The 14,238-nt window shown below is 72.4% G+C and carries 11 protein-coding genes; 4 read left to right on the top strand and 7 right to left on the bottom strand.

Features of this window, described 5'->3' with window-relative positions; all coding sequences use genetic code 11:
- Position 1: 1 nt before the first annotated feature.
- Positions 2-823 (bottom strand): polyphosphate kinase 2, encoded by an 822-nt coding sequence (gene ppk2 / locus VGN18_RS12075; RefSeq protein ID WP_327539938.1) that lies wholly within the window; start codon positions 821-823, stop codon positions 2-4.
- 56 nt (positions 824-879) lie between these two features.
- On the bottom strand, positions 880-1,647 hold the full coding sequence (locus VGN18_RS12080; RefSeq protein ID WP_327539939.1) for a hypothetical protein: 768 nt from the start codon (positions 1,645-1,647) through the stop codon (positions 880-882).
- A gap of 100 nt (positions 1,648-1,747) precedes the next feature.
- Between VGN18_RS12080 and VGN18_RS12085 the strand changes: the two genes are divergently transcribed.
- Complete coding sequence (locus VGN18_RS12085) at positions 1,748-2,485, top strand: VIT family protein (RefSeq protein ID WP_327539940.1); 738 nt, start codon at positions 1,748-1,750, stop codon at positions 2,483-2,485.
- A 10-nt stretch (positions 2,486-2,495) separates the two neighbouring features.
- Here the strand turns inward: VGN18_RS12085 and VGN18_RS12090 are convergent, their stop codons facing one another.
- From VGN18_RS12090 to VGN18_RS12105, 4 genes are all read right to left on the bottom strand, one after another.
- Positions 2,496-3,005 carry a hypothetical protein gene (locus tag VGN18_RS12090; protein ID WP_327539941.1) on the bottom strand — a complete coding sequence of 170 codons (510 nt, stop codon included), beginning with the start codon at positions 3,003-3,005 and terminating at the stop codon, positions 2,496-2,498.
- A 21-nt stretch (positions 3,006-3,026) separates the two neighbouring features.
- On the bottom strand, positions 3,027-5,573 hold the full coding sequence (locus VGN18_RS12095) for a bifunctional diguanylate cyclase/phosphodiesterase (protein ID WP_327539942.1): 2,547 nt from the start codon (positions 5,571-5,573) through the stop codon (positions 3,027-3,029).
- Positions 5,574-5,605: 32 nt separating this feature from the next.
- Complete coding sequence (locus tag VGN18_RS12100; RefSeq protein WP_327539943.1) at positions 5,606-7,462, bottom strand: S8 family serine peptidase; 1,857 nt, start codon at positions 7,460-7,462, stop codon at positions 5,606-5,608.
- A gap of 262 nt (positions 7,463-7,724) precedes the next feature.
- Positions 7,725-10,976 (bottom strand): amino acid permease, encoded by a 3,252-nt coding sequence (locus tag VGN18_RS12105; RefSeq protein WP_327539944.1) that lies wholly within the window; start codon positions 10,974-10,976, stop codon positions 7,725-7,727.
- Between the two features lie 140 nt (positions 10,977-11,116).
- Here VGN18_RS12105 and VGN18_RS12110 point away from each other — a divergent pair, with 140 nt between their 5' ends.
- From VGN18_RS12110 to VGN18_RS12120, 3 genes are all read left to right on the top strand, one after another.
- On the top strand, positions 11,117-12,127 hold the full coding sequence (locus VGN18_RS12110) for a 1-aminocyclopropane-1-carboxylate deaminase (protein ID WP_327539945.1): 1,011 nt from the start codon (positions 11,117-11,119) through the stop codon (positions 12,125-12,127).
- A 149-nt stretch (positions 12,128-12,276) separates the two neighbouring features.
- A complete protein-coding gene (locus VGN18_RS12115; RefSeq protein WP_349259894.1) occupies positions 12,277-12,903 on the top strand; it encodes a M15 family metallopeptidase in 627 nt (208 codons plus the stop codon).
- Positions 12,904-12,947: 44 nt separating this feature from the next.
- On the top strand, positions 12,948-13,487 hold the full coding sequence (locus VGN18_RS12120) for a DinB family protein (RefSeq protein WP_327539947.1): 540 nt from the start codon (positions 12,948-12,950) through the stop codon (positions 13,485-13,487).
- 192 nt (positions 13,488-13,679) lie between these two features.
- On the opposite strand, the gene VGN18_RS12125 is transcribed toward VGN18_RS12120, so the two are convergent.
- Positions 13,680-14,069, bottom strand: coding sequence for an OsmC family protein (locus tag VGN18_RS12125; RefSeq protein WP_327539948.1), 390 nt, complete (start codon positions 14,067-14,069; stop codon positions 13,680-13,682).
- Positions 14,070-14,238 lie beyond the last annotated feature (169 nt).

Below are 14,238 nucleotides of genomic sequence, written 5' to 3' on the forward strand. Positions count from 1 at the left end.
GTCACTCCAGGGTGGCTGAGTGGTCCGGGACGGAGCGGTAGAGCTCGCGCGGCGGCCGCACGTAGGTCGTCGACGCGGGCCGCTTCGGCAACGTGATGCGCGGCGGTTCGATCGCGCGGTACGGCACGGTCGAGAGCAGGTGACTGATCAGGTTCAGGCGGGCGCGGCGCTTGTCGTCGGCCTCGACCGTCCACCACGGCGCGTCGGCGATGTCGGTGTGCACGAACATCTCGTCCTTCGCCCGCGAGTAGTCCTCCCACCGCACGATCGACTCGACGTCCATCGGTGACAGCTTCCACCGTCGCATCGGATCGTCGTGGCGGGAGCGGAAGCGCCGCTCCTGCTCCTCGTCGCTGACCGAGAACCAGTACTTGCGCAGCAGGATGCCGTCGTCGACGAGCAGCCGCTCGAACACCGGGCACTGGGCGAGGAAGCGGCGGTACTCGTCGGGCGTGCAGAAGCCCATCACCCGCTCGACCCCGGCGCGGTTGTACCAGGAGCGGTCGAGCAGGACGATCTCGCCGGCGGTCGGCAGGTGGGCGACGTAGCGCTGGAAGTACCACTGCCCGCGCTCGCGCTCGGTCGGGGACGGCAACGCGACGATCCGGGTGATGCGGGGGTTCAGGTACTCGGCCACCCGCTTGATGGCGCTGCCCTTCCCAGCGGCGTCGCGGCCCTCGAAGATCACCAGTAGTCGCGCCCGCTCGCTGCGTACCCACTCCTGCATCGTGACGAGCTCGGCCTGCAGCCGCGCGAGCTCGGCGGTGTAGCGCGTCCCGCTCAGCCGGGCCGGCGCGTCGAGGTGCCGCTGCTTCTTCGCCATCGCCCCACTATTGGTGCCCGTGGCCTCGGGGCGGCAGGGTCTTTCCGCCTCGATCTTCAGCCCCGGCCGGGGTACATGACCTTCAGCAGGCCCGGCGGCCGGAACGGGGTGCGCCCTGGTTCGGCCTGGGCGAGCCGGTCGGCGACCACCCACAGCGTGGCCGGGTCGGCGCCGAAGCCGAGATGCGCGCAGCGGACCTCGACGTTGTCGTGCCGCGCGGAGACGGGCTCGATGCACGAGTGCCAGTGCACGATGCCGTCCCGCTTGGAATAGACGGCCGTGGACGGAACCGGGATCGGCCGCAGGATCGACTGCCAGTTCAGCCCGCCGTCGGTGTGCCGGTGCGCGTGCTTGTCGAAGCGCCGGTTGACCCGGCTCTGCCGCGGGTCGCTCAGCGCGAACGGGCTGCCGAGCGTGATGACCTGCCGCACGAGCTCGGGACGCTTGCGGGACAGTTCGCGGGCGAAGATGCCGCCGAGCGACCAGCCGACGACCGACACCGGGCCGCCGGTGCGTTCGGCCAGCTGTTCGAGCGCGCGGGGCATGCCGTCGAGGATCGCCGAGGTCGGACCGAGGTTGCGGCCGAGGCGCCAGCCCCACGCCGTGTGGCCGAGGCCGTGCAGGAAGCGACGCAGCAACCCGGTGCTCGAGTCGGTGGTGAGGAAGCCCGGCAGCACCAGGACGCCGTGCGGTTCGCCCTTCGGGGCGCGGCGCAGCCAGGGGGCGGCGGTTGGCAGCGCGCCCACCTGCAGAGCTCCGCGCGCCGGCTCGCTGAGGTAGAGCCGCAGGGCAGGCGGGCTCGGGGGCGCTTTCGTGTCAGTCATCGGGCTCCGCGACTCGTCGGCAGCAGGACCTTGCTCACTATGCCAGCGGTCGCAACGACCGTCCGGATGAAGCCGTCCCGTTCGGGGGCAGACTGACGGCATGACCGACGCCTCGACCGATCTGCCCGAGTCCGCGACGCACCCGCACGAGCCGCACGTCGCCGGGATGGCCGGTCGGCTGAACTGGTTGCGGGCCGGCGTGCTGGGAGCCAACGACGGCATCGTGTCGGTCGCCGGTCTCGTCGTCGGCGTGGCGGGCGCGACCTCCGAACGCGGGCCGATCTTCACCGCCGGGCTCGCGGGCCTCGTCGCCGGTGCGGTGTCGATGGCCCTCGGCGAGTACATCTCGGTGAGCAGCCAGCGCGACAGCGAGACGGCCCTGCTGGAGAAGGAGCGGGCCGAGCTGCGCGAGTCGCCCGAGGCCGAGCTGGCCGAGCTCGCCGCGATCTACGAGACGAAGGGGCTCCGTCCCGAGACCGCGCAGCAGGTGGCCGTCGAGCTGACCGAGCACAACGCCCTGGCCGCGCACGCCGAGGCCGAGCTCAAGGTCGACCCGCACGACCTCGCCAACCCCTGGCACGCCGCCGCGGCGTCGGCGATCTCGTTCCTCGTCGGGGCGGCGTTGCCGCTGCTGGCCATCCTGCTGCCGCCCCCGGGCGCGCGGGTGGCCGTCACCGTCGTGGCCGTGCTCATCGCGCTCGGCCTCGCCGGCGCGGTGAGCGCGCGGATCGGTGGCAGCTCGATCCGGCTGGCCGTGCTGCGGGTCGTGATCGGCGGGGCGGCCGGCCTCGCCCTGACCTACGGGATCGGTCACCTGTTCGGCACCGCGGTCGGCTGACCTCCACCGGTCAGCGGTCAAGCGCCTTGACGATGTCGTCGACCGCTGCGCTGAGCTGGGCGGCGCACGCCCGCATCTGGGTGTAGGGCGCGGCGAACGGATCGCCGATGTCGTCGAGCGCCGGGCGCGGCGGCTCCCGGCGCGAGTGGAGCGCCGCGATCAGCGCCGGACGGGTGAGCCGGGTCGACGCCGCGAGGCGGGCGAACTCGCGGATCGTGAACGTCTTCGACGTGGCCGTGGGTGAGTCGGCGATCACCTCGGCGCGGTGCCGCAGGGTCGCGGTCAGCACGAGGTCGGCGGCGTCGACGAGCGCCGGCCCGAGCTGACGCGCTACGTGGTCACCCGCGTCGATGCCGAGCTCGCGCAGCGCGTGGGCCGAGGCGGAGTCGATCGGCCGCCCGACCAGGGCGGCGGTGCCGGCGCTGGCGACGTCGAGACCCGAACGGGCCCGCAGCAGGTGCTCGGCCATCGGCGAGCGGCAGATGTTCGCGCTGCACACGACGAGCACCGACAAGCCCACGCGGGGTGATGCTGCCAGAGCTCAGCGGGCGGGCAACGTCTGGTCGGTCGACTCGGACGATCGGTGGCCCAGCGCGAGCGGGTGCGGCGAGCGCCGGCCCGGACGCGTGGCCCGGGCGGCCTGGCGCCGCACCGCCTCGGCGATGAGCGTGCCCGAGCCCGGCCGGCCGAAGTGCCAGCCCTGCGCGACGTCGCAGCCGAAGGCCTGCAGGGCGTCGACATGGGTCTGCGTCTCGACGCCCTCGGCGACCACGCGGATACCCAGTCCGTGGGCGAGCTCGATGGTCGCGCGCACGATGGCGGCGTCGCTCTCGGCCCGCGTCATCGCGATCACGAACGACTTGTCGATCTTGATCTCGTTGACCGCGATGCGCTGCAGGAACGCGAGCGACGAGTAGCCCGTTCCGAAGTCGTCGACCGAGAGCTGGACGCCGATGCGGCGCAGCTGGCCGAGCACCGTCTCGACCGCCTCCGCGTCGGTGATCATCGTCGTCTCGGTGAGTTCGACGACCAGCCGGTCGGCCGGCAGGCCGAAGCGGGCCAGCAGCTCGGCGATCTCGTCGGCGAGTTCGAGGTCGAGCAGGTTGCGGGCGGAGAGGTTCACCGATACCGGGACGGTCAACCCGTCGGCGTACCAGGCGGCCGCCTGCTCGATCGCCTGCTCCAGCACGGTGTGGGCGAAGCGCTGCGTGAGTCCCGAGCGGTCGACGAGGTCGATGAACTCGCCCGGTGCGAGCAGGCCTCGGGTCGGGTGGTTCCAGCGGGCGAGCGCCTCGGCGCCGATCACGCGGTACGTCGCGAGGTCGACCTGCGGCTGGTAGTGCAGCAGGAACTGCCGCTCGGCGATGGCGTTGCGCAGCTCGGCGGCGAGGGTGATGCGCCGGACACTGTGGTCGTCGAGATCGCTGCGGTAGCGGGCGATCGAGCCGCGCGCGGCCTTCGCCTGGTACATCGCCATGTCGGCGCGGCGCAGCAGGTCCTCGGCGGTCGCGCCGTCGTCCGGGTAGCAGGCGATGCCGACGCTGCCGCCGATGGTCAGGCCGAGGCCCTCGTAGTCGACGATCTCGCCGACGGCGGCGAGCACGCGGGCGGCGATCGGCTCGGCCTCGGCCGGCTCGGTGAGACCGCGCAGCAGGACAGCGAACTCGTCGCCGCCGAGACGGGCCAGCAGGTCGTCGTCGCCGATCAGGTCGCTCAGGCGTTCGGCGACCTTGCACAGCACCATGTCGCCCGCGTGGTGACCGAGGGTGTCGTTGATCTCCTTGAAGTGGTCGAGGTCGACGAGCAGCAGGCCGACGACCTCGTCGGTCTTCGCCGCGGCGGCGAGGGCCATCTCGGCCCGGGTGTGCAGCACCTTGCGGTTGGCGATGCCGGTCAGGCTGTCGCGGGTCGCCTCGTAGGCGCTGCGATCGGCCTGGTAGCGCATCTCGGAGTACAGGCGCGCGTTCTGCAGGCTGGCCGCGACGCTGTGCGCGAAGGTCGGCACGACTCGCTCGTGCCGGGCCGAGAGCGGCTGCCCGTCGAGCAGACCCAGGCGCAGCAGCCCGATCGTGGTCGTCCGGCTGCCGGTCAGCACGTCGAGCGGCACGTCCACGACGGTGTCGGCGGGCAGGTCGCGGGTCGCGAAGGACCCGAGGTCGTGGGCGACGGTGGTGGTGCCGTCACGGTGGTGCCGGAACACCCGTGCGGTGTCGAGCGACTGGTGGCTGAGCGCGAGCTCGGCGAACTCGACGTTGAACAGCGGCACCGCCCGGGCGACCGCGGCGGCTGCCACCGTCGCGGCGTCGAGATGGGTGAGTTCCTTGGCCGCGGCGTCGAGCTGGCGCCACACGTCGCCCTCCTCGAGCGCGCCGTGGTAGCCGCGGTAGGCGAGGAAGAGCACCACGATGCAGAACGGGATGAGTACGACGGCGCTGCCCTGCCACGACGCGTAGACCAGCAGCAGCGCGACGGTGGTGTTGCCGAGCAGCAGCCCGACCTTGAGCGCGAAACCCGCACGCACCACGGCGAGGACGGGCAGGCCCTGCACGGCCGCGATGACGGCCGAGACCGAGACGGTGTTGCAGACGAACACGGCGACGGACGCGACGGCGAGGGCGATGCCGAAGCGGACGTTCCCCGCCGCGTCCCGGTCGTCGCTGCCGGCGATGAACGACACGCACGCCGAGGCGACCACCGCCTCGATCGCCACCGTGGCCGCGTTGAACGCGATCTTCAGCGCGTCACGGCGGGCGGCGAGCTGCGCGATCATCACGCCCAGCGGGCAGGCCAGCCCGATCCATGGCCACGGGGTCAGCACGAGGCCGACGACGATCGCCGCCTCCGACCAGGTGAGCGTGTAGTTCTCCCGGCCGTAGCGCAGGTGCATGACGGCCGTGTCGCTCAGCGCGGTCAGCCCGACCGTCAGCGCGATCGCCCACAGGCTCGGGATCTGGTGCCGGCCTTCGGGCAGCAACCACGTCGCCCCGATGCTCACCGCGCCCAGCGCGATGACGGTGACGACGACCGAGTACAGGCGTCGCTTCGACGGCGACGGGCGAGCCGACGGCGCAGCGCTGTTCTCGGTCATGGAGTTGATTCCTCAGTCGGCCGCAGGTGCGGTCAGGGGGTCGGTTCGCCCGCGATGTGCTGGTCGGCCGCCGGCTCGTCGCCCCACCATGCGGTGAGGAAGGGGGTGCCCCCGAGGCCGCTGCTCCAGCTGCCGCCGGTCCAGCTGCCGCCGGTCCAGGACGCGCCGGTCCAGGACGCGCCGGTCCAGGACGCGCCGGTCCACGAGGCGCCGGTCCACGAGGCCCCGGTCCACGACGCGCCGAACCACGACCCGCCGGTCCAGCTCGCGCCGGTCCAGGATGCGCCGGTCCACGAGGCACCCGTCCAGGAACCGCCGGTCCAGGACGCGCCGGTCCACGAGGCGCCGGTCCAGGATGCGCCCGTCCACGAGGCGCCGGTCCACGAGGCCCCGGTCCAGGACGCGCCGTCCCACGGCTGGCACCGCACGTCGATCTCGCCCTGGATGACGGTGGTGACGCCGTTGCAGTCGGTCTGCACGTGGTGGCCGCCGCGGCTCGCCTCGAGCGAGCCGAGGCCGGTGGCGATCGGGGTCTGGGTGGCCGCAGGCCCGGCCGGGCGGCCGAGCGCGCCGGCGAGCGAGAGCCGGCCCGCGCCCTGGCGGTCGGCTGCGGTGCCGGCGATCGGCTTGGCCGCGCGGGTGAGGATCGTCTTCACCTGGTCCGGCGTCAGGTCGGGTCGGGCCTGCAGCAGCAGGGCGACCGCACCGGAGGTGACGGCCGTGGCCTCCGAGGTGCCGCTGCCCTTGATGTAGCTCGGCGCGATGAGGGCCGACGGGTTGTCCTGCTCGACCTGCGAGCCGAACGCGCGCAGCGCGACGAGGGTGCGCCCCGGGGCGACGACGTCGGGCTTGGGGTAGCCGTCGACGGTCGGGCCGCTCGAGCTCCAGTCCGGAACCGAGGCGCCGGACCGGCCGGGCGCATCCTGCTGGTACGCGCCGACGGTGAGCACCATCGGGTCGTCGGCCGGCTTCAGCACGGTGCCCGCGGCCGGTCCCGAGTTGCCCGCGGCCGTCACGACGACGATGCCCTGGCGCCACAGCCGCTCGACGGCATAGTCGAGCGGGTCGACGGTCGCCGACTGGGTCGACGGCGTGCCCCACGAGAGGTTCAGCACGCGGATGTTGAACTCCGACGCGTAGGCCGACACCCAGTGCATGGCGGCGAGCATCGTGGAGACATCGGTGGCGCCGTTGCGTCCGGCCACCTTCACCGACACGAGCGTCGCGTCGGGAGCGATGCCGGTGTGCCCGGCGGCGGGGTCGGCCGCCCCGTCGCCGCCGATGATGCCGGCCATGACCGTGCCGTGGCCGTACGAGTCGAGGTAGGTGTCCTCACCGGAGAGATCGGGCCCGTGGACGACCCGGCCCGCGAGGTCCTGCATCGGCGAGACGCCGGTGTCGATGACCGCGACCCCTACGCCCCGACCGGTGACGCCTTGGCGCCACATGGAACTCGCGCCGGTGTCCTTGACGAAGTCGGACGCCGTCGTCACGGCGTCGGCTGCATCGGTGGGGCGGCCCTGGAAGCGCACGGCCGCGTTGGGCGCCACCGAGCGCACCGCGGACGAGCAGGCGAGGCGGTCGAGGAGGCGGGCCGGTCCGGTCGCCCGCACACCGTCCACCAGGTCGAGGTCCTGCACGACGCGGCCACCGGCGGCGCGCACCGCGGCCGCGACCGCCCGGCTCCCGCCGGGGCGGCCCACGACGACGACGTCGACGGGGCCGCGGGCGTGCGGGGCGGCCGCGCAGGCCGGGGCGGGTCGAGCACCGGCGGCCGAGGGAAGTCCCAGGAGCACAGCGGCCCCAGCGGCGAGGACGGTGATCCCGGACAGCACCGAGCGGGGGGCGCGACGCCCTCTGCCGGCCTCGGGCTGCAGCTGAGACGACATGCTCGGTCCTCCGGTTCGCGCGTTCGGCCGGGCCGACGGGGCACAGCTCACGAATCTCATCGACCGGCCGGCGCCGGAGGTGAGTGATTCGAGGAATGGAACGGTCCAGGGCAAGACGCTTGACCGAAAGAATCTTCCGTGGAAAGCTATGGGCAACGGCGACGATGCTCCGTCCGCGGGGGGCGGAACATCGCATCGACCGGACGAGGACGCGAACCCGGAGAGCACCCGGGATCGCGTCCTCGTCTGCTGCTTGGGGCCCTCAGGCGCCCGGATCCACGCGATCGGCCAGGGTCCGTCGGGTGCGGTGCTCGACCCGCACCACCGGAGGGGTGCGACGGCGCGCGGCCACCGCCCCGTATCCCGGTAACGGTCCGGGCCGGCCGATCTGATGCCCCTGCGCGAAGTCGACGCCGAGCTCGCGCAGCTTGGCCAGCGTGGCCGCGTCCTCGACGAACTCGGCGACCGTGGCCTTGCCGAGTTCGTGGGCGATCTGCACCAGCGAACGCACCACCACCTCGTCCGCCCCGCCGCTGAGCAGGTCGCGGATGAACGTGCCGTCGATCTTCAGGTAGTCGAACGGCAGGTGCTTGAGGTAGAAGAACGACCCGTAGCCGGCGCCGAAGTCGTCCAGCGCGAACTGGCAGCCGATCTCGGCGAGCCGCTGGGCGAACGTGCGGGCGCGGTAGAGGTCGGTGATCGCCTCGGTCTCGGTGACCTCGATGATCAGCCCGCGCGGGTCGGGCACGTCGGCGAGGCGCTGCTCGATGAACTCGCAGACGGACGGGTCGCCCATCGAACTGCCCGACAGGTTGACCTCGATGTGCACCGCGCGCCCGCGCTGCTGCTCCCACGTCAGCATCCGGCAGGCCTCGGTGAGCACCCACTGGTCGATGCGGGTGATGAGCCCCGAGCGCTCGGCGGCGCCGAGGAACTGGCCGGGCATGACGATCGTCCCGTCGATGTCGATCATGCGCAGCAGCACCTCGTAGCGGTCGACGCTGTCGCTGCGCAGGTTCAGGATCGGCTGGGCGTGCAGCACGAAGCGGTCGCTCTCGAGCGCGTCCTGGATGCGCTCGACCCAGGGGTGGCGGCCGATCGCATCGGCCTGCCGCGGGTCGAGCGTGGAGTACAGCGCGACGCGGTCACGGCCGGAGTTCTTCGCCTGGTACAGCGCGACGTCGGCCTCGACGAGCAGGTCCTGGGCCGTCTGCGGATCGCCCGGAGCGAGCACGGCCAGCCCGGCGCTGCAGGTGACCTGCAGGCCGCGGCCGTGCTCGACGTCGATGGTCTCGTGGCGCAGGGCGTCGAGCAGCCGCGTGATCGTCGCCCGCGCCTCGTCCTGCGAGATGTCGGGCAGGACCGCGGCGAACTCGTCGCCTCCCAGACGTCCGACGAAGTCGTCCGGACGCAGGTGGGCCCGGAACAGCTCGGCCACTCGCGCGAGCACCAGGTCGCCCGTGGCGTGGCCGCGGCTGTCGTTGATGTACTTGAACCCGTCGAGGTCGAGCGCGACGACGGCGCAGCGCCGCCCGTCGGCGATGCACGCGTCGACGATGCGCTGGGCCTCGTGCTCGATGTGCCGGCGGTTCGGCAGCGTGGTCAGCGAGTCGTGCGTGGCGAGGTACTCGAGGTCGCCCCGGGAACGGCGCAGCGCGCGTCGGGCGCCTTCGAGGGCGGCGGCCGAGCGGCCGATCTCGGCCAGCATCTGGTTGAACGCGATGCCCATCGCGCCGACCTCGTCGCGCGAGGTGATCTGCACCGGGCGCGCGGTCGGCGACACCCAGGCCTCGTCCAGGTCACCGCGGCCGAGGGCATCCATTGCCCGGCTGAGGTCGGCGAGCGTGCCGGTGGAGAGCGTGCGGGCCGCCTCGGCCACCTCGGTGACGGAGTGCGCCACCATGCCGGGCAGGATCAGCCCGACGCTGATGGTCAGGATGGCCACGGCGACGAAGATGTCCTCGAGCAGCGCGACCCGGTCGGGGCTGACGTGCGAGCCGGTCGTCACCGCGAGCAGGTAGCCGGCGCCGTCGAGCACCATGACGGCCAGCATCGATCCGGTCAGCTTGAAGTGCAGGCTGCGCTTGGTTCCGGGTCGCCCCTCGGCGACGCGGTCGGTGTGCCAGCGCCACGCGTAGAAGGCGCAGCCGGAGTAGGCGAGCGCGAGCCCGAACAGCACCACCGGCAGGCCGAACTGGCGGAAGCCGAGCACCGTGCTGGCCAGCCAGACGACCGCCGCGGCCACGCCGAGCCCGACCGTCCCGCGCGGCGCGCGCCAGGGCCGGGGCCAGTCGGGGAAGTCGCGGCGCAACAGGAAGACCGCGATGCTCGGCAGCGCGATGCCGATCAGGTAGGTGAAGTTGGCGGCGGCGATGAGCCAGACCGGATCACCGGCGACAAGGAACACGATCGCGAAGCCTGCGGTCAGGACGATCGCCATGTGCGGCGCGTCGTGCCGGTTGCGCCGCCCGACCAGGCGCGGCAGCAGGCCGTCGTCGGAGAGCTGGGACAGCGTCCGGGAGGCGCCGGCCAGCGGCTGCGCCGTCCCGTGGAACATGTTGAGCACCATGAACCAGACCGCGACGCTCTGGCCGGCCGCGCCGAACAACGGGGTGAAGGTCGGGCCGAGCAGGTGGGCCAGTCCGCCGTTGCCGTCGGCCGCGCCCAGCGGGCCGGCGCCGAACATGCCCAGCCAGACGAGGGGCAGGACGAGGAAGTAGAGCCCGGCCATGCCGGCGCTGGCCTTCATCGCTTTCGGTAGCGACTTCGCCGGGTCGCGCATCTCGCCGACATGGCAGGTCGCGGCCTCGAACGCGGGCGCGGCGAAGCCGATCAGGTAGAGACCGGCCATCGCGCTGGACACGCTGCCGAAGGCGCCGCGGAACGGTTGCAGCAGGGTCCAGCTCAGCGCCTGGTGGGTGTGGACGTCGCCGTGCAGGATCGGCACGAGCGCGGACAGGAACGCGAGCGCGCCCGAGCCGACGGCGATCACGGTGACGATCCGCGTGGTGCGGGTGATGCCGGACAGGTTGAGCGCCGCGAAGACCGTCACGATCACGATCGCCAGGGCGGTGATCGGGACGCCGGGCAGGTACCAGTCGTGCAGGGCGGTCGCCGAGAGGATCGCCGTGAGCCCGCAGGTCGGCACCCACCCCCACCAGTAACAGACGCCGGTGAGGTTCGCGAGCACCGGGTTGTAACGCCGGAACGCCTCGGCGCAGGTGGCGGCGATGCCGCCGACCCGTTCGGGCCACATCAGGGTGAGCTCGGTCCAGCCCGGTGCGGCCGCCCAGGCGAGCAGCAGCCCGACGATCAGCAGCGGCACGGCCGCGCTGCCCTGGGTGAGGACGAGGGCCGAGATCAGGAACAGGCTCTGGTTGCTGCCGCCCATCGCGATCGCGGCGGTGCCGAACCAGCCGAGGGTTCGCGGGTGTTTGTCCGGATGTGCCGGTGTGGAGGAGCCGGTCCGAAGGGTCGGTCGGCGGCGCCACCGAGCTTCGGGCGCTGCCGTCATCAGTTCTCCGTCCGGGTCCGATTCGCCTTACTGTCGGCCGGGGGCGCCCGGGCATGAACGAGTGAGGGCACCGGTCCGCGCGCGGCGGGGCAGTAGCGTGACGGCGTCGACCCGCACGTCGTCGAGGACAGGAGCCCGCCGTGGCGCTCAGCGATTTCTCCCGCTACCCGTTGCTGTTCGGCCCGAGCCCCGTGCACCCGCTCGAGCGGCTCACCGAGCACCTCGGCGGGGCTCGTATCTGGGCCAAGCGGGAGGACTGCAACTCCGGTCTCGCCTTCGGCGGCAACAAGACCCGCAAGCTCGAGTACCTCGTCCCGGATGCGCTGGCGCAGGGCGCGACGCACCTGGTGTCGATCGGCGGGGTGCAGTCCAACCACACGCGTCAGGTCGCGGCGGTGGCCGCGAAGCTGGGACTCAAGGCGCGACTCGTGCAGGAGAGCTGGGTCGACTGGCCCGACTCGGTCAACGACCGCGTCGGCAACATCCTGCTGTCGCGCATCATGGGCGCGGAGGTCGAGCTGGTGCAGGCCGGCTTCGGCATCGGCTTCAAGGAGAGCTGGGAGAACGCGCTCGAGGAGATCCGGTCCGCCGGCGGGGTGCCGTACGCGATCCCGGCCGGTGCGTCGGACCACCGGCTGGGCGGGCTCGGCTTCGCCAACTGGGCCGACGAGGTCGCGCAGCAGGAGGCGGAACTCGGCATCTTCTTCGACACGATCATCGTGTGCAGCGTGACCGGCTCGACGCACGCCGGCATGATCGCCGGTTTCGCCGGCCAGTCCCGCCCGCGGCGGGTGCTCGGCATCGACGCGTCGGCCAAGATCGACGAGACCCGGGCCCAGGTCGAGAAGATCGCCCGCAACACCGCCGAGCTCATCGACCTCGGCCGTGAGCTGCGCGACGACGAGATCACCGTGCTCGAGGGCTGGGCCGGCGACTACTACGGCATCCCGGTGCAGTCGACGCTCGACGCGATGCGCCTGACCGGTGGTCTCGAGGGCGTGATCATCGACCCGGTGTACGAGGGGAAGTCGATGGCCGGTCTGATCGATCTTGTTCGCACAGGCGTGATCGATCGCGACTCCGACGTGCTCTACGCGCACCTCGGCGGGCAGCCCGCGATCAACGCCTACAGCGCGCTGTTCCCGCGCTGATCGTGCGGTGGTTGCCGGCGGGGCTCGTCGTCCTCATCACCGCTGCGTCGTGTTCCGGCGAACGGCCCGCTGCGTCGACGCCGACCGCTCGACCCTCGACCGTCGCGTCGACGGCGACGGCGACGGCGACGGCGACGGCGACCCGGACGGTGCCGGCTCCGACGCCTGTCCCGAGGCCGAAGCCGAGGCGTGGGCCGACCGTGCCGCCGGTGTCGGCGGCCGCGCGGGCCGACGGGCTCGTCGACGTCCGAACCGTCGTTCCGGACGCGATCATCGACCTGCGCTACGCGACGCCGGGCAACTTCACGCACGTGCGGCTCTATCCCGTCGGTGCGCGCTGCCTGGTGCACCGCTCGATGGCCGCGGGGCTGCGGATCGCGGCGGATCGCCTGCGCAGCAGGGGATTGCGCCTCGTCTTCTGGGACTGCTACCGACCCCACGCCGTCCAGGTGCGGATGTTCCGCGTGGTGCCCGACCCGGTCTTCGTCGCCCGCCCGCGGCCCTACGCCCGCAGCCATGAGGCCGGCCGATCGGTCGACGTCACGCTCGCGCGCGGGAGCACGCGTCTGGCGATGGGCACCGGCTTCGACGACTTCTCGGCGCGCGCTGCTGCCTTCGCGACGGACGGCGTGAGCGCGACCGCGCGGGCCGACCGGGCGACATTGCGGCACGCGATGGCGGCGGGCGGGCTGACCGTCTACGCCGGGGAGTGGTGGCACTTCGACGGCCCGGGCTCGAACGTCCCGCGACCGTACCTGCGGGCGGCGGTGTCGTGACGTAACCGTTTGCGTGGATCGTCGGATCTCGGTTGGGTGGGTGGATGAGCGACATGTGGACGACCCCGGAGCAGGACCGGCGCAGCTACGGCCAGCCGCAGGGCGAGAAGGCGACGTATCGCGAGTACCTCACCAACTACCGGCTGACGATCGAGATGAAGTGCGAGGGGCTCGACGCCGACCAGCTCGCCCGCCGGTCCGTGCCGCCGAGTTCGATGAGCCTGCTCGGGCTAGTGCGCCACCTGGCCAACGTCGAGCACCACTGGTTCGTCCGGGTGCTGCAGCAGACCGCCGATCAGCCCGATCCGTTCGACCACCCCGACGACCGCGACTTCGACTTCAACGGTGCGGTGGCCGAGGCGGGCGCCGTCGCGTCGGCGTTCGCGACCTGGAAGTCCGAGATCGACGCGGCCGACCGCTGGCTCGATCCGTTCGAGGAGGACGATCTCGGGCGCGAGGTGCCGCATCACGGTGGCGTGGTGTCGGTGCGCGACGTGCTCGTGCACCTCATCGAGGAGTATGCGCGGCACGCCGGACACGCCGACCTGCTGCGCGAGTGCATCGACGGCCGCGCCGGCCAGTGAGCGGACCTGCCCTCCACGGTCGTGATCCTCGACCACGGCCAGGGGCGCGGCATCCACGCCCGCAGACCGAGTGGCCCTTCGGCCACGACGGCGATCTCGACGTCGCGCCCTGCTCGCCGGCAGCTCCCACCGTCCTGATTCAGGACCGCCTCTGGCCGGGTCATCGCCGCTCGCAGCAGATGCCCGCCCGCCTCAGCTGACCCGCTCGACCGTGCCGCCGGCGCGGATCGCCTTCGGGATCTCCGCGACGGAGTCGACGACGTCGAGCAGGATGTCGACCGCGTCCGGTGCCGCCGCCGAGTCGATGTCGACCGCGTAGCTGATTCCGGTCGACTGCCAGCTGTCGGGGTCGAACCCGCCGCTCGCGGTGACCCGCACGCCCCGGATGGACATCCCCAGGCGCTCGGCCTCGCGGTACACGTCGTTGAGCACGCAGCCCGCCGCGGCGAGGTGCAGCAGGTGGGCGCCGGTGAAGGCGGCATCCACGCTCACGCCCTCCGCCGTCCAGCGGTGCGGGAAGCTGACGCCGCCGCCCCCGTCCCGCAGGCTGCCCGCCCCGACGACGACATCGAAATCACCCATGGCGCCGATGGTCGCAGAGGGAGCAGCGAGCCGACCGTACTCTGGAGCGTTGGGCGTGAATACAGCGCTCAACGCTCCCGGATCTGCAGGGGTGGGCCCCGTCGGGCTCGAACCGACGACCTACGGATTAAAAGCTCCATCGGCCATGATCACGAGCTCTTTGCGTTCC

The organism is Jatrophihabitans sp. (assembly GCF_036000465.1).
GTDB lineage: Bacteria > Actinomycetota > Actinomycetes > Mycobacteriales > Jatrophihabitantaceae > Jatrophihabitans.

Bases quoted from the DNA above. Each gene is read 5' to 3' on its own strand.
- VGN18_RS12105 (WP_327539944.1), bottom strand. From the start codon at position 10,976: ATGACGGCAGCGCCCGAAGCTCGGTGGCGCCGCCGACCGACCCTTCGG.
- VGN18_RS12100 (WP_327539943.1), bottom strand. From the start codon at position 7,462: ATGTCGTCTCAGCTGCAGCCCGAGGCCGGCAGAGGGCGTCGCGCCCCC.
- VGN18_RS12125 (WP_327539948.1), bottom strand. From the start codon at position 14,069: ATGGGTGATTTCGATGTCGTCGTCGGGGCGGGCAGCCTGCGGGACGGG.
- VGN18_RS12085 (WP_327539940.1), top strand. From the start codon at position 1,748: ATGACCGACGCCTCGACCGATCTGCCCGAGTCCGCGACGCACCCGCAC.
- ppk2 (WP_327539938.1), bottom strand. From the start codon at position 823: ATGGCGAAGAAGCAGCGGCACCTCGACGCGCCGGCCCGGCTGAGCGGG.
- VGN18_RS12080 (WP_327539939.1), bottom strand. From the start codon at position 1,647: ATGACTGACACGAAAGCGCCCCCGAGCCCGCCTGCCCTGCGGCTCTAC.
- VGN18_RS12095 (WP_327539942.1), bottom strand. From the start codon at position 5,573: ATGACCGAGAACAGCGCTGCGCCGTCGGCTCGCCCGTCGCCGTCGAAG.
- VGN18_RS12120 (WP_327539947.1), top strand. From the start codon at position 12,948: ATGAGCGACATGTGGACGACCCCGGAGCAGGACCGGCGCAGCTACGGC.